Annotated in this window: 14 protein-coding genes; 3 read left to right on the top strand and 11 right to left on the bottom strand. The window is 40.3% G+C overall.

The features are described from left to right. Positions 1-46 precede the first annotated feature (46 nt). Genes nagA through EL101_RS00575 form a run of 10 tightly spaced genes read right to left on the bottom strand, consistent with a single transcriptional unit; the run spans position 47 to position 9,464 of the window. A complete protein-coding gene (gene nagA, locus EL101_RS00620) occupies positions 47-1,204 on the bottom strand; it encodes an N-acetylglucosamine-6-phosphate deacetylase (RefSeq protein ID WP_096596010.1) in 1,158 nt (385 codons plus the stop codon). 31 nt (positions 1,205-1,235) lie between these two features. Further along, positions 1,236-1,637, bottom strand: a complete 402-nt coding sequence (locus EL101_RS00615) for a PTS sugar transporter subunit IIA (protein WP_096596009.1) — start codon at positions 1,635-1,637, stop codon at positions 1,236-1,238. Between the two features lie 21 nt (positions 1,638-1,658). After that, on the bottom strand, positions 1,659-2,543 hold the full coding sequence (locus EL101_RS00610) for a PTS system mannose/fructose/sorbose family transporter subunit IID (protein ID WP_096596008.1): 885 nt from the start codon (positions 2,541-2,543) through the stop codon (positions 1,659-1,661). After that, a complete protein-coding gene (locus tag EL101_RS00605) occupies positions 2,530-3,429 on the bottom strand; it encodes a PTS mannose/fructose/sorbose/N-acetylgalactosamine transporter subunit IIC (protein WP_096596007.1) in 900 nt (299 codons plus the stop codon). Before EL101_RS00605 ends, EL101_RS00610 begins: the two co-directional genes overlap by 14 nt. Positions 3,430-3,450: 21 nt before the next feature. Then, positions 3,451-3,930: a PTS sugar transporter subunit IIB gene (locus tag EL101_RS00600; protein WP_096596006.1), complete on the bottom strand. Its 480-nt coding sequence runs from the start codon at positions 3,928-3,930 to the stop codon at positions 3,451-3,453. Between the two features lie 14 nt (positions 3,931-3,944). Continuing rightward, on the bottom strand, positions 3,945-5,717 hold the full coding sequence (locus EL101_RS00595) for a glycoside hydrolase family 35 protein (protein ID WP_096596005.1): 1,773 nt from the start codon (positions 5,715-5,717) through the stop codon (positions 3,945-3,947). 12 nt (positions 5,718-5,729) lie between these two features. Beyond that, entirely contained in the window at positions 5,730-6,671 is a 942-nt protein-coding gene (locus tag EL101_RS00590; protein WP_096539964.1) for a tagatose 1,6-diphosphate aldolase, read from the bottom strand. Beyond that, positions 6,665-7,603, bottom strand: coding sequence for a 1-phosphofructokinase family hexose kinase (locus tag EL101_RS00585; protein ID WP_096596004.1), 939 nt, complete (start codon positions 7,601-7,603; stop codon positions 6,665-6,667). The genes EL101_RS00590 and EL101_RS00585 overlap by 7 nt, the downstream gene beginning before the upstream one ends. Positions 7,604-7,609: 6 nt before the next feature. Then, positions 7,610-8,725, bottom strand: a complete 1,116-nt coding sequence (locus tag EL101_RS00580) for an SIS domain-containing protein (RefSeq protein WP_096596003.1) — start codon at positions 8,723-8,725, stop codon at positions 7,610-7,612. A 28-nt stretch (positions 8,726-8,753) separates the two neighbouring features. Then, positions 8,754-9,464 (bottom strand): GntR family transcriptional regulator, encoded by a 711-nt coding sequence (locus EL101_RS00575; RefSeq protein WP_096596002.1) that lies wholly within the window; start codon positions 9,462-9,464, stop codon positions 8,754-8,756. Between the two features lie 437 nt (positions 9,465-9,901). Between EL101_RS00575 and EL101_RS00570 the strand changes: the two genes are divergently transcribed. From EL101_RS00570 to EL101_RS00560, 3 genes are all read left to right on the top strand, one after another. Further along, the gene (locus EL101_RS00570) at positions 9,902-14,479 is read left to right on the top strand and encodes an endo-alpha-N-acetylgalactosaminidase family protein (RefSeq protein ID WP_096596001.1); all 4,578 of its coding nucleotides are present in this window, start codon (positions 9,902-9,904) and stop codon (positions 14,477-14,479) included. A 456-nt stretch (positions 14,480-14,935) separates the two neighbouring features. After that, positions 14,936-15,136, top strand: a complete 201-nt coding sequence (locus tag EL101_RS00565) for a helix-turn-helix transcriptional regulator (protein WP_096596000.1) — start codon at positions 14,936-14,938, stop codon at positions 15,134-15,136. After that, positions 15,137-15,601, top strand: coding sequence for a hypothetical protein (locus tag EL101_RS00560; RefSeq protein ID WP_096595999.1), 465 nt, complete (start codon positions 15,137-15,139; stop codon positions 15,599-15,601). Positions 15,602-15,725: 124 nt separating this feature from the next. Here the strand turns inward: EL101_RS00560 and EL101_RS00555 are convergent, their stop codons facing one another. Beyond that, a complete protein-coding gene (locus EL101_RS00555; RefSeq protein WP_096595998.1) occupies positions 15,726-16,646 on the bottom strand; it encodes a M23 family metallopeptidase in 921 nt (306 codons plus the stop codon). Positions 16,647-16,840: the final 194 nt, after the last annotated feature.

The raw sequence follows: 16,840 nt of genomic DNA, 5'->3' as shown, positions 1-16,840 counted from the left end.
GCAACCGGATTCATACCCCCATTGCTATCGCCCTCATTTAGCGTCTTTAGTGCATTATGTCGTGCACGCGCCCCATTTTAATCGTTTGATATACTTGAATGTCATCATCTACAATCACAAGATCGGCATCCTTACCTACCGCAATACTTCCCTTGCGATCATCAATCTTCAACGCTTTCGCCTGATTCAAACTTGTGATTGGCCATAACGTTTCTAAACGCTCGCCTGTAAATTGAATCAAATTGCGTAAACCGTCATTCATTTTCAAAATGCTTCCTGCTAAAGAGCCTGTTTCCAAATGCGCCTCGTGATCTTTCACAATGACCTTCTGACCACCGAGTTCATAGTCACCTTCTGGCATTCCTTTTGCACGCATCGCATCCGTAATTAAGTACATTTTTTCTGGACCTTTATGCTGGTAGGCAATTGCGACTGATTGAGGGTGTGAATGAACCCCGTCGACAATGACTTCTGTACTTAACTGATCATTTGTCCATGCTGCACCAAACATGCCCGGATTTCTGTGATGGAAACCGACACCCGCGTTGTACAAGTGTGTGACGTGTTTGACACCTTCTGCTGCTGCTGTGTTCGCTTGATCAAAGTCTACTTCAGTATGTCCCATTGAAAAGATAAATTCATCTTTTAACGTTTGAATGACTTCACTTGCACCTTCCACTTCTGGAGCGATGGTGACAATTTTAATGAGCCCTGTCGCAACCTCTTGGAAGTGACGCAACAATGCAACAGTCGGTCTTTGGATAAATGCCGGATTTTGTGCGCCGATTTTATGCTCAGAAATGAATGGCCCTTCTAAATGCACACCGCCCACTTCAGCAGCATTCGTCACATCTTGTTGCTGATGATACACACTAATGTTGCGTAGTGCTTTTTCAATCGCTTCTTGAGATTGTGTCATCGTTGTTGCTAAAAATGTCGTTGTGCCTTCTGTCAGTAAATGTTCAGCTAAATATTTCAAGCCATCGTATGAACCGTCCATCGCATCTTCACCATAACCGCCGTGAATATGCACGTCAATGAAACCTGGTAAGATGTGACACCCTTTTGCATCTACAACTTCTAAGTCACCCGTATATGCACCCGTTTCAACCGCTTTAATTTTGCCGTCTTCTACAATAAGGTAGCCATCTGAGATCACACCGTCTTCTGTATAAATGACGCCATTAGTAATTGCATATGTCATAGTATACCTTCTTTACTGTAATTTGATTGTTTTATTCATCATCGTCGTCATCGTCTTGATTTAACAGCGCGTTGACGTGAATGATACCTTCTTGCGCTTTTTGCACATAGTCAGGTTGTTCACCAATCATTTTACCATTAATATAGCTAATCACCATTGGTAAGCTCATCCCTACATAAAGGTTTAAGTCTGCCCCATTCATAATTTTTTTAGAAACGGTATTCGCTGGTGTACCGCCTAATAAATCTGCAAAAACTGTCACTTGATCGCCTTCATCAATGAGTGTGTCTAATGCTTTTTCAAAATCTTCAGGCCCCATTTCTGGTGTTAATGCCGCAGTATGAATGTAATCTTGAGGCCCAAGAATCATTTCTACACTGTCTTTAAGCCCTTCACAAAAAGCGCCGTGACTCACAAGGATTAACTTTTCCATAGTCCAAATGCTCCCATCGAATTAAATTTTTGAAATAACACCCAACGCTGACAAAATAATTGAAACGATAATCACAATAAAGATTGCACGTGTTGAGTTCATTTTTTTACGTCCTAATAACCAGTAAATCGCAAATACAATAATCAAAGGTAATAATCTTGGTAAAATCATGTCGGCATTGTTTTGGATGTTGACTGTTAAATCACCAATTTGTGGTTTCCAAGCAAATTGCACACGAATCATCGTAGCGACGAGTGCACCGACCATGAATACCCCGAGCAATGTTGCTGCATTCGTTAATGACTCTAAGCGGTGTTGCATCGTTGTTACAAGTGAAATCCCTTCTTTGTACGCGAATTTCAATTGTTTCCATCTGAATACGATGATCGCCAGCATTGCGACAAACCATAGCAATGCACCGAATGGGTTACCATCTTGCGCCATGTTTGCGGCAATGGCACCGAAAATTGTAGGCACTAATGAACCGAAAATCGCATCCCCTACAGCGGCAAATGGTCCCATTAAACCGACTTTAATCCCTTTGACAGATTCTTTTGATGCATAGCGTTCTTTTTCTTCCATCGCAATATCAATACCCATAATAATCGTGTTAAAGAAGTTACTTGTATTGAAGAATTGCGCGTGTGTTCGCATCATTTCTTGTAATTCAGGTGAATCGTCACCATAAATTTTACGTAATTGTGGAAGGATCGTGAATAAATAACCAGACCCTTGCATACGCTCATAGTTCCAACCCCATTGGAAGAACAATAAGCTACGTGTGTTCATTTGTCTAAAGTCTTTATCAGTCAGTTTATAAGGTGTTTGCGGCATTGTACCTGTTAACTTTGAATTTGCATCAGCGTTTTGAGAAATTTGTGTTTCCGTTTGTTTATAATTCGTCATCGTCAATCTCTCCTTCATCGTCCGCGTCTGTTGCTTGGTTTCCTCCATGATTTGCAACTATTGTTTTAGATTGTGAACTTCGACTGTATTCCATTGCCGCTAAAGCAAAACCAATCGCTGCAATCGCTAACATTGGTAATGATGAGAATGACATTGTAAAGTTTTTGTCTAAACCGGCAACTGATGTCCCTAAACCTGATAAACCGTTAAAGACTGTTACCATTAATGCTGTAATGATAAAACCTAAAATAAAGTAAGGATAATGTTTTTTCAAAGGTAAGTAACGTAATAAAATAGCGAAACCGACTGCTGGTAATACCGCACCTGCCACTGTCAAACCGTCACCTAACCATTTTAAGTCACCGTTCAAGTAGTCAACGATTTTACCTACCACGCTACCACCGAATACAAGTGCTAAAAATACTGGGATCGCACGAGATAACGCCCATGGAATCCCGCCGTAAAGGAAGTTACGTTCTACACCTTTGTAATCCATTTGTTCAATCTTTTTATCAATACGATGTGCAAAGAATGTGTTTGCAAAACGTGCTAAAATATCCGTTTGAATCATTAAGCTCGCTACAGGTACTGCTAGTGTAGCAAGTGCTTGTTGTGGGTTCATTCCTAATGCAACTGAGAACGCAACCGCTAATACCGTACCAGAGTTCGCATCGATTCTTGATGCACCACCGAATGTACCTACCCCTAAAATTGTTAACTGCATACCCCCACCGATAATTAAACCAGTAGTAATATCGCCCATGATTAAGCCTGATACAATCCCTGCAAATACAGGATGGCCGAAAATATTAAATTGCAAATCATCTAAAATTTGATAACCCGCGTACAGCGTTAAGAGCAATACTTGCCACCATAAAATATCCAACGAAAACGCCTCCTGATTTTTCTATTCTTTAATTAATGACATAAAGTCAACTGCTTTATCGTTTGGAACCATTTGTGAAATAATGTTCACGCCTTTTTCTTGCAATACTTTGAAGTTGTCTACATCTTCATCTGTAATGTTAATTGAGTTTGTAATTGAACGCGTTTCGTCTGTTTGAGACATGTTACCCACGTTTAATTCTTCAATTTTCACACCGTTGTTCACTAATTCAACAAAACGATCTGGGCGTCTTGCAATGACCATCACACGTTGTGAGTCATATTTACCGTTGTTGATATTGTTTGCTGCTTTTTCAACTGGTAATACACTTAATTTAATCCCTGCTGGTGTCGCAAGTTTTAATGCTTGTTTGTCGATATCACTTTGAGCGACTTCATTATCAATAACGATAAAACGTCCAATGTTTAATTTTGTTGCCCATAAGTTTGCCACTTGTCCGTGAATTAATCTTCCATCGATTCTGCTTCCGATAATTGCCATGATAAATCCTCTCCTTATACTTCAGAAAATTTTGGTGTTTCAATCAGTTGGATACTTTCTGGATGCTTTCCTTCCGAGTCAAACACGATAATTTCATTTTGTCCTTGTTTCAAAAATGCTTTAGGAATATAGAGCGATTGTGACGGTCCAATTTCCCAATAACGACCGATGTTGAATCCGTTGACGAGTACAACACCTTTACCGAAATCGCTTACATCAATATGCGTATTGTTCGGCTCTGCTAAGTCAAATGTGTATTTATAAAAAGCAGGTTGTTGTTCAGACCATTCACGTTTGAAATGATCCGCTGTTAAACGGTCGAAGTCGATATCGAATTGTTCCCACTGTTGTACGAAATGAAGATCTTGCATGAGTCCTTGACCTAAACCTTTACGTTGTGTTGGCGCTAATAATTTGTAGCCGTAGTTGACACGACCCATATTTTCAACGAGCACATCGATTTGGGGTTGGTCAGACGTTAATGTGACTTCAAATTGATCTCCAATTTCTTCTTGATACGCTGTGTAGACATGTTGTTGGTCTACAAAACAGTGGACACGGTCTCTTGCGTCTACAATGCGCAATTTTTCTTGTTCTGTCGCTTTATGGATACGCGTACGATATACCATATAACCATAACCAGAACCCGCTTCTTCCATCGTTTGTGGGTAGAAGCTTGTCGTTTTTGTCGAAATGTCTTCAAGTACTTCGAATAAATTCACTTTATCTGCCAATGGAATAGCTTTCATTGACATAAATGTTTTCGTTCTTGGTTCATGTTGCTCAATGTCAGGCATTTCTTCTTTGAGCATCCCTTGTAAAGCAAAGTATTTTTCTGTTGGATTCCCCGCTTCATCTAACGGCGCATGGTAGTCATAAGATGTCACTTGCGGTAAATCTTTCGTACCACGTGCCGAGCAACCGTTCCAAAAACCAAAGTTTGTCCCACCATGGAACATATATAAATTAAGTGAGCCTAATTTCACTGCATCGCGCACTTCTTCAGCCAAATCATCACTGTCTCGTTTAATCACAGGTTCACCCCAGCGATTAAACCAGCCATCCCAAAATTCCATACACATTAACGGCCACTTTTTACTAAATTCTTGTTGGAACGTCTTTAAGTTTTCGAAATTTTGAACTGTACGAGAACCAAAATTGCCTGTCGGTAAAATATCATCTTCAATGAGACTACCCGCTCTTAAACATTGATCCCAAGCCCCATCTGATGTAAAGAATGGTACTGTGACCCCTTCTTCACGCATCATGTGCGCAAGTGCACGTAAATAGTCGTGATCTTGACCGAATGAACCGTATTCATTTTCGACTTGCATCATGATAATCGGACCACCTTGATCAATTTGTAACGGCGTTAAGATTTTAAACAGTTCTTGATAATATTTTTTAACTTTTGCTAAATATTGCTCATCTCTTGAACGAATGCGCATCGTACGGTCATTGAGTAACCATGCTGGAAAGCCACCGAACTCCCACTCCGCACAAATATACGGAGATGGGCGCACAATCGCATAAAGTCCAAGCTGTTGCGCAAGTTCAATAAAATGTTTTAAATCTTTATGCCCTTCAAAATCATATTGATCTTTCACCGTCTCATGAAAATTCCATGGGACATAAGTTTCTACTGTGTTAAATCCGAGTGCTTTTAAGTTGTATAATGAGTCTTCCCAATCATCCCTTGGTATTCTAAAGTAATGGATGGCACCGGACAATATCTTGATTGGTTTGTCATCTAATAAAAATGTATCGCTTATTTTGAAACGACTCACATAATCACCTCATTAAGATTGAATTGGTGTTGCTGTTTTCTTATTCACTTCATTAAGCGCTTTTAAGTTATCAAGACCTTCACTTTCTAACCAAGCTTTTGCTGCGTCTTCACCTGCGTCTACAAGGGCATTAGTCGCACCTTTCCACGTTGCACGACCACATAAAATACCATTGAAGTGTGCGCCATTGTCAGCTGCGAATTGGAGTGAATCCATAAATAATTGTGCAGAAACACCACCACTTAAGTAAATATAAGGGAGATTTGTTGCTGCATCTTGCGCTTTAAACGCTTCTGCTGCTTCAGCTTGTGTCATCACTGCTTTATCCCCAAATCCTTCAACAAAGTTCATGTTCACTGGAATTTCCACTTTTAATGTATCGACATGGAAACGTGGCTCACTGAAAACACGCATCGCCTCATTCACTTTGTGTGGACGAACTTTCGCAAATGCCTCACCTTTTTCATCGCCAATGCTGTCATCGTAAGTTAAGATTTCCAGTAAAAATGGCACGTTTTCAGCTTGACACTCTGTCCCGATACGCTCAATCATTGCTTGTTTCTTTTGATTGATTTCGTCTGGCTCATCTACATCGTAATAAAGCAAGAATTTCACTGCGTCTGCACCCGCTTCAATAAGACGACGTACGCTTTGATCTTCAATTAAACGCGGTAAGCGGCCAGGACGTGACTTATCATAACCTGTTTGTTCATAAGATAACATTAAACCTGAGTTTGCATCGTTTGCTTTTGCTGCGTCCAAACCGTACTCAGGGTCCACTAAGAAGCTAGAACCGTATGGCGTTAACACCTCTGATACCAATCTTTTAAAGAGGGATAAGTTTTCAGGCGTCCCTGTCTCACCTAATAAATTTCTTAATGCGCCACGTTGGTCTACCGCCACTGCTGCATAAATGCCATTCTCATCTACTAAACGACTTAAATCTTTTACCATTCAAATCTCTCCACTTCTATTTCATTTTTAATCTCAGCAACTTGGCTGACATCAATAAAGCCCGTTTTTTCTTGCAAAGCATTAGATGTCCCACATGCGAGTGCTTGACGAATGAGCGCTTCAGGCTCCAAACCTTGATCCACACCGTAAGCAATGCCTGCTACAGTTGAATCACCGGAACCGACTGGATTGACAATGTCCTTATGTGGCAATGTCGCACGATAAACATCTTGCTTCCACTTCACAAGTGCACCGTCTCCACCTAGCGTTAAAAAGACATCGCAATTGCTAAAATACGCATGTGTTCGTAACAAACGTGCACAATCCTCAATCGTCAACTCTGTTTCGCCGACTAACATTTCAAATTCAGATTGATTCGGTTTAATACAATGAATCGGAAGCTCGGCTTGTAATAAAGCTTTCAACTCTCCTGCATGCGTATCCACAATGTTGTAAGTTTGATCGGTCGCTTTTAAAATTCGCGCCATATGGTCAAACTTCGAATGCGTTTCAAACTGCGGTGAACTGCCGCTAATCGTCATCACTTTCGCATCCGCAGCATGTTGTGTGACATTTTCAAAATAAGCTTGTTGTTCGCTTTCTGAAATCGTTGGCCCTTGCTCAAGCACTTCTGTTTGCGCTTGGCCATCATTCAACGCTAAACTTTGTCTCGTTTGCCCTTCGATTAATGTAAACGCACTTGTAATGCCCATCTTTTTCAATGCATCAGCCATCCATTGACCATTGGCACCTCCGAGATAACCGAAAGCACAATGCGCCGCCCCTAATTGATGTAGCACTTTCGTTACATTAATCCCTTTACCACCTGGGTTTTCGATTTTCTGTTTGACACGATGCACTTCACCGACTACAAGCGGCTCAATTTCGTACGTGATGTCCACAGATGGATTAAACGTATGTGTTGCAATCATTGTTCATCACCCTTCAACTGGATAAATCGTTACCCCTTTAACAACACGGTTAATAAAGCCGTCTGGACTTGGGTTATCCGGATTTAAACCTAATGCATCAGAACGTTGTGCAGCGAGTAACTGACCAAACATTAAATATTGTAATGCCAGTTCCATATCTGATAATGATTCAGATTGTGGTAATTGGACAGTGTGCTCACCTGCTTCACCTTGACCGTCTAAAATGTACATTTTGTAACGATCTTTCACTTGACCGACTTCTTTAATCAGATCCGCTTCATATTGACGGTGGTAAGCATTATTACTACGCATCATAATAAAAATAGCATCTTTACTTAGACCTGCTTTAGGACCGTGTCTGAAGCCTAACGTTGTTTCACGTGCGATTTCTGTTTGGCCAGCAGTTAATTCGTTCAGTTTTAAACTCACTTCTTTGGTTAACTCACCAATCAAGCCTGTCGCCACATAGAACACTTTTGAGAATTCCATCGTATTCACTGCTTGTGCTTGTTGTTCGAGCCACTCAAAGTTAGCCTCTGCAATCTCGAAAAACTGTGGGTTCACTGTCCCACCAAAGAGTAAGTAACTTGCAAATAACATTGACGAAAAGCTTGATGTCATTGCAAGTGACTTGTCGTTCGTTTCTTCAGGTAAAATCACTTTGAACACATTGTCTTTATCCGCTTCGTATGCCCCTAAAAAGCCGTCTTTATTGTTTGTAATGAATAAGTGATACACATTTTGAGAAAGCTCATTTACAAATTCAACTGTCGCTTTCGTTTCTGGACTGTTGCCCGAACGTGCAAATGACACAACGAGATATGCTGTTTGGTCATCGATATAAAGTTGTGGATCTGTTACAAAGTGTGTTGTTGGTACAGATTCAAATTCAAAGTTTGGCATGACAGACGTGTTGCGTGCCATACGTGCGACATCACCGACATAGGCACTTGAGCCCGCACCTGTGAAGAGCACTTTTAATTTTTTTCCTGCATGTTTTTGTTCAATTTGACTCACAAATTGGCTGAATGCCTCTTGTTGTGCTTGAACAATATCAAACGTTTTTTTCAACGTTTGTGATTGTTGCTTTATTTCGCGATAAGTATCTGTTTCGTATAACACAATACGACCTCCCATATCATTTTTATGATTACATCAATTGCACAGTGTATTTATATTTATGTCCACTTGCAATACTTTGTGTAAACTCAATCAAATCTTCATCTACATAACTAAAACGTTCAATAAACATGCAACTATCATCGACTACACCATTCAACAATTTCGCATGTTCTTTACTCAACTTACTCGCCGTCAAATTCTCACAAGCATTCGTTATCTGCAAACCGTAATGACGATTGAGCGTTTCATAGAGAGAGACACGATTAAAATCAAATTGCTCGAGCCCTTCGCAAAAACGCATCGGCAAATAACTCACCTCGTAAATGAGCGGGACATCATTTGAGAGTCGTAAGCGCTTTAGTTCATAAACATATTGATAGGGTTTCAAGTTCATTTTTTCTTGTAAAAAAATGGTGGATAGGATGAGTTTAATACTTAGCATTTTTGTGCTCGCCTCATCACCATTTTTTTCAATTTCATCTTTAAAACTATAAAGCTCATTTAAAAACTGTGTGTATTGACTACCAAGCACAAAAGACCCTTTGCCATGTTCTCGCTTAATGATGTGATCTTTCTCTAAGCGATCTAACGCCTCACGCACCGTAATACGACTCACACCAAAATGTTCACACAGCTTGCGTTCTGATGGTATTTTATCCCCTTCTTTATACTCACCAGCTTTGATACGACTATGAATCCCTTTGTACACTTGATAATACAATGGTAATTTTTCAGACATGACATTGTTCACCGCCTACTGGTTATAACCACCTTGAATTATAAAGACTTTTGATATTTTTGTAAAGGCTTTAATTTTATTTCACCGTTTTGAACTAAACGTTTAAAACATTTATCACAGCGACTTACAACACTATTATCACATTTTTAGAAAGCCCTTTCAAAACCATTGTTCAAAAAATTTTTTAGATCATCTTTGTGGTTATAACCACCTTGATTTTTTTCGAGTTTGCACACCATTGAACAATCGCATCAAACAATGTTGCTATGTACATTTTGAGTCACTCCAAAAGAGGAAAAACGGGGTAAAAAAGTGGTATTATTTTCCACACTTCTACTTACTAAAAACGCGTCAATACTCATTTTGTAAGGGTTTACAAAAAAGAACAATAATTATATATTCTATTCAATTAATCTTATGAGGAGGGCAAGACCAAAATGTTCAATCAACAGAAACAAAACTTTGGTATCCGTAAATTTGCAATAGGCACTTCATCTGTGTTGTTAGGCGTGACATTATTTATGACACACCATGCAACGGCATCTGCAGCTGAAAACGATACACCTGCGCAAACGGAAACAAATCAAGCAGAAACCACTTCTTCTCACACTTCGTCAGCCGACGTCGCCCAATCTAATGGAGACACGACTGCATCCACACCTATTACCAAAGTAACGACGCCAATGGATCAAAGTACTCAGAACCAAGAGCCGGTGCAACCTGAGACAAATCAATCCGCACAAAAAGGCACACCAGATACGGACACATCTCAAAAAACAGATTCAACAAGCGTGCCAACAGCCGAGGACAACACAGCACATCCAGATACAACAACTGCAACGGAGACAGAAGCGTCACAACCTCAATCTACTGCAGACGATAAACCACAAATACAACAACAAGCGACAGTTGCTGATGCGACACCAGAAAAACAAGTCCCAGCAAATCAAACACAGCCTAAAAATGGTGATGCTGGTGTCACAAATGATGCCCCACAAACGAATGGCTCAACGACACCGACACCTTATGCGCAACAAGCAAACAAAACGACGCCCGATGTTACAATCGAACGCGTCGACAGTAACGCACAACCGTCATCTCCATCACAAGATCGACCTGAAAATGTGGATACAGTAAAAAAATCAACTGTCGCGACACCACCACGTGACAATACAAAGACGTCCGATCCAACCAAAAACCTGTCACGTGCAGCAACGACACAACAAGATCGCACAACCGATACATTGATTTCAAAGGATATGACGGCAACAATTAATAAAAACTTTCCCGCTGTTAAATCTTACACGTTAAAAAATGGCAAAAAGGTCGACGCTCAAGTGACAGACGCCCGTCAAATCATCGTCAATGGCGAAGTGATTACGCCAACAGTCCAATACAACAAAATCGATGACCATACCGCAGAATATGATTTAACGGCACAAAATGACGCACGTTCGATTGATGCCCATTTCAAATTCCGCTTATCTGTAGTCAATAACACGGTTGATTTACAAATGACGGATTATACGAACCACAATAAAGATCCGAAAAATGTCATTCGCAATTTCGCTTTCATCAATCAATCGCTCGTATCAGTGAACAACCAACAAAAAAATGCCAAACTTCAAACAACGCAAATGTCAACGAACACGATGAAAAGTGGTGATCAATCCTATGACATTGACGACAAATTCAAAAGCGATTTCAATGATTTTATGATGTACGGTTTCGTGTCAAATGATGACTATAGTGCAGGTCTATGGAGTAATGCGCAAATCGGTGTCGGAGGAGCTCAAGACTTTTTACGTGTCAACGCCCAAGCCACGCAAACGGATAAAGGCGTCTCTGTCGGTTTAGGCTCAATGCCATGGATTATCCAAAAAGATGCTGAACATCCAGATGCGAAAGATCAAGGTTTATTACCACATGTCAAAGTAGCGATAGCAGAAGACGAAAACCAAGATGGGGTCATCAACTGGCAAGATGGGGCCATTGCTTATCGTGACATTATGAACAATCCTTATGGCTCTGAAGAAGTGCCTGATCTCGTTGGGTATCGTATCGCGATGAACTTTGGTTCTCAAGCACAAAACCCATTTTTAAAAACGCTCGATGGTGTGAAAAAATTCTATCTCAACACAGATGGTTTAGGGCAATCCATTTTATTAAAAGGGTATAACAGCGAAGGTCACGACTCTGGCCATTTAGATTATGACAATATCGGTCAACGTATGGGCGGCGCGAAAGATTTCAACACCTTACTTCAAAAAGGCGCAGATTATGGTGCACGCTTCGGTATTCATGTCAACGCTTCCGAAACGTATCCAGAAGCTAAAGCGTTCAACCCTGACCTGTTACGTAAAAAAGAAGATGGCACGTATATGTATGGCTGGAATTGGCTCGATCAAGGATTTAACATCGATGCAGATTATGACTTAACGCATGGACGTCAAGCACGTTTCGAAGCGCTTAAAAAGATTGTCGGCGATAACCTCGACTTTATTTACGTCGATGTCTGGGGGAATGGACAATCTGGAGACAATAGTGCTTGGCCATCGCATCAATTAGCGAAAGAAATTAACGACTTAGGTTGGCGTGTCGGCGTGGAATGGGGTCACGGTATGGAATATGACTCGACGTTCCAACACTGGGCAGCCGATTTAACATATGGTTCATATCAAAGTAAAGGGATTAACTCAGAAGTCGCACGCTTCATCCGTAACCACCAAAAAGATTCATGGGTGGGCAATTATCCATCCTACTCTGGTGCAGCAGACTTCCCACTGCTCGGTGGTTATGATATGAAAGACTTTGAAGGTTGGCAAGGACGTAATGATTATGCGGCGTACATTAAAAATATATTCAACGTTGACTTACCAACTAAGTTTTTACAACATTATAAAGTGATGCGTATCGAAAACGGTGAACCGGTTAAAATGACGGCCAATGGGCAAACAATTGACTGGACACCAGAAATGCAAGTCGATTTACAAAATGATGTAGGTGATAAAGTCACTGTTAAACGTAAATCCAATGACTATCAAAACGACATTGACAACTACCGTTCACGTACAGTAACGCTTAACGGTCAAAAAGTACTCGATGGCGATTCATACCTTTTACCATGGAATTGGGATGCAAACGGTCAACCTTTAACTGGAGATAAAGAGAAATTGTATCATTGGAACAAAAAAGGTGGCTCAACAACTTGGACATTGCCTGAATCTTGGAATACGGATCAAGTTGTACTTTATGAACTCACTGAAACGGGTCGCATCGCACCACGTACGGTAACAGTGAAAGATCATCAAGTGACACTCGATAATATCAAAGCGAATACACCTTATGTCGTTTATAAAGTGGCACAACCGGATCACACAGATGTGAACTGGAGTGAAGACATGCACGTGAAAGATGCAGGCTTTAATTCTCAACAATTAACACCGTGGACTATCGATGGAGACAAAGCAAAAGTAAGTATCGAAAAATCAGTGACATCTAATGAAATGCTTAAAATTGATAGCCCAACAACAACGACAAAACTGACACAACAATTAACAGGTTTAGTGCCAGGTCAACGCTATGCTTTATATGTCGGCGTGGACAATCGTAGTCAAGCAGCTACACATATGACAGTCACACATAACGGCGAATCACTCGCAAGCAATCAAACAGGACAATCTATTGCGAAAAACTATGTTAAGGCAGATGCGCACAACAATCGCTCTGAGACATTTAAAGGCGGTGGCAGTTACTTCCAAAACATGTACTTGTATTTCGTTGCGCCAGAAGATGGTAAAGCGACTTTCACAATTCAACGGGATCCAGGTGAAGGGGCCACATATTTAGATGATATCCGCGTCTTGGAAAACAGTTCTAACTTGCTTCAAAACGGCACATTTACACAAGATTTTGAAAAGGTACCACAAGGGTTATTCCCATTCGTCATCTCAGAAGTTGAAGGTGTGCAAGATAATCGTACCCACCTATCTGAGAAACACGCACCTTTCACACAACGCGGCTGGAATCATAAACGTATCGATGATGTCATTGAGGGTCAATGGTCACTAAAAGTCAACGGACTAACAGGTAAAGACAAAATGGTCATCCAAACGATTCCACAAAACTTCTATTTCGAGCCAGGAAAAACGTATGAAGTGTCATTTGATTATGAAGCAGGTTCTGACGATACGTACGCATTCGCTACAGGTAGTGGTGATATTTCAAAAAATCGCAACTTCGAACAAACACCTTTGAAAAACACCGTCGATGGTGGCAAAGCGAAACGTGTGACATTTAAAGTGACAGGAGCTGAAAACGGTCAAACTTGGATCGGTATTTATTCAACAAAAACACCTAATGATCCAAGAGGTGTGAAAGATGGCAATCAAATCAACTTCGAAGGGACAAAAGATTTCATTCTCGATAACCTTATGATTCGTGAAGTTGAACCACCTACACCTGAGAATCCGACGACGCAACCAGATCACACGACTACAGATCCGAGCAACCCAGACAAGACAACTACAGATCCGAACAATCCTAGCACGACTACTGACACGACGAACAACGGGAATGCTCCTGGTCAAACAGAGGGTAAAGGTGAAAGTACAACAGATACTTCAGTCATGACTACTGAACCAACCCCTCCTGCCACAACGACAGAAGTACACACACAAAGTTCGACAGCCAGTCAGGGCACAGGCACACAGATGAACAGTCAGGGGGCGTCATCAAGTCACGTGAACACTGTCGTCACACAAATGCCACAAGCGATGATGAATGATACAACTGGACAACAACAGATGATGCACGACGTACCACATGCGATGACTGCTAGTACAACGTTGCAAACATCAATGAATAAAGCAGCGATGCAAACACAAGCGGCACATACGTCAAAATTACCAGCAACAGGTGACACCCCTCAAAATACACGAGGTCCGTTAATGGCGATGCTGTTAGGCGCTGTCTTGACAGTATTGGGATTAAGACGTCATCGTAAAGAAAAATAACCTATTTAAACTGCTGATCATGCAAGTAAGCGATGTAAATTTGTAGCTTTATCTCTAAATTTGCGCTCAAAAAATGAAGCAGAGACATAGACATTCAAGCGCTTTTAAGAAAGCCGTTAAAATTCATTTTTAGAATTTAACGGCTTTTTTCTTATTAACGAATGAAGGTGAGACATCATTCTTGTCCCCAGTCTCGTCAAAAATATTGGCGCTGCTCCAACGCAATGTTAAGTTGAACACGTTTTGAAGGACAATAAAAAAGATGTAGCCATCAACTGGACGCACTGTAGCCTCATTAAAATGCAAGAAAATATTTTGGTGTTAATTATGATAAATGGCATAGGCTTTTTCATACAATCACATATGCGCCAGAAAAAGTGAAATAAACTTCACTTTTTCTGGCGTTTATGCTATATTTTTTCTAAATAGTCAGAATTTTACAATTAAGGGGTTAAGATGATTGAGAATAAGGTAGCCGAAATGAGAAAAAAAGCAGGATTCACCCAATTAGAATTAAGTCACTTAGTGGGGGTGACAAGAAGGACCATTATATCGTTAGAAAAAGGAAATTATACGCCGTCATTGCTTTTAGCTTTGAATATCGCTAAAGCCCTTGATGTTGATGTTAACAAAATTTTTACACTAAAGGATGAATAAATGAAAAAAGTTATTTTTGAACAAACAGGGAATATTATTACTACTTTATTACTATTAGCCGCATCATTCGAAATAATTCATAACTTCAAAGTCGAAAGTTATCAATTTCAATTATCATTTGGCGTTTATTCGTTTGCTTTAACAATATGGTTATTATTATTTGGTGTATCACGGGTGATTTACAGTAGATTTGATCAGCATTACGATATGAAGAAAGGGGAATTTAGTATTTCAGATGAGAGAGAGGCGGTTATTTCTCACAAAGCAAGTATTGGCGCATATAAGGCTTTAATTTTTACACTCATCGTCCTTTTTTTAGCCACCGTTATCATCGCTTTATTGGCAAAGCTACTCGTATTGAATATTGTTCATTTCTATGCTATCAGTTTGCTATTTCTAGGACTAGCCATCATCGTTGGTTTTTCAGCCTACTTACTCATTTGGATTGTTTTATATTTAAAATAGGAGAAGGGATGGGCATCAAAACACCCTCCAAAGTTTACATAGTTTAATGTCTACTTTGGAGGGCATAGATTAACCGGTGCCCAGTCTATTTCAAATAAAACTTATCTCATTGGCTTGTCGTCGGTTATGATTTGCTTGCTAAATAACTTGTTGGATTGACGGCATATTGGTTGCCTACACCACCTGACATACGTTGGAAGTGTAAATGCGGTGCAGTTGAGTTACCTGTATTCCCTGACAATCCAATTTGTTGTCCTTCAGTCACACGGTCACCTTTTTGGACATTTAATTGACTCATGTGCATATACCATTGATAATGATTGCTATCTTCTTCTTGAATAGTAATTTGGTTACCTCCACCATATGGGCTCCAACCACTTTCAATGACTGTACCATTGGTTAATGAACGGACCGGCGTCCCAACTGGCATACCATAGTCCACGCCATAATGCGCACCGCCCCCATGATATTGACCATAAGGTTGGATTTGAGGGTGACTTCTTAACCAACTTGCATCACGTGCTGTTTGGCCATCTGACTCTGCTGTATTCGCTTGTACATTTGTATTTTGTGGCGCCGTTCTCAATTGACTGGGTTGTACATGATTTTGAGTCGTTGTCGCTTGGCCTAATTGATCTGTTGTGTTAACTTGCCATTGTTGCGAAGATGCATTGTATGCTTCTGTTTGATGACGGCGTTGTTGATAACCTGGGTAGCCATTTTCTCGAATGTAGCCATGTGAGTAGCTAGCTGAGTAATCATTACCATTCATTTGTTGTGTCGTCGTGTAATACACATAGTGCATATATCCTTGGGCATCTACATAAGAAGATTGATACAGTTGTTGTTGAAACATAGATGGATTCCATACACCATCTAATGTATGATGACGATTGCCTTGCTCGTCAATTGTGACATAGTCATGTGTTGCTTCTGAGTATGAAGCAGTCAACGTTTGTTCTGCCGCATCAGCGTCATTTTGTGTGGCATAACCGAACGTCATTAAACCGAGTGTAGCGATTGTTGCAGTCGTTAATTTTTTCATAAAAATAAGTCCTCCAGTTAATAATGAAAATCATCTCCACACAAAATAACATAGACCCGCGCATATCGGAACCGTTGTAAGCAACTTTAAAAAGCATTGTAATCTTTTTGTAAAATATATTAAATAATAATCTTTAGCCATCAAGTCCAATTATTTAAACATTTACAACTTCTTCATCCCAATTGTCTTTAATA

Origin of the sequence: Staphylococcus delphini, assembly GCF_900636325.1 — a bacterium.
Lineage (GTDB): Bacteria > Bacillota > Bacilli > Staphylococcales > Staphylococcaceae > Staphylococcus > Staphylococcus delphini.
This window is presented reverse-complemented; position numbering and strand designations above follow the sequence as displayed.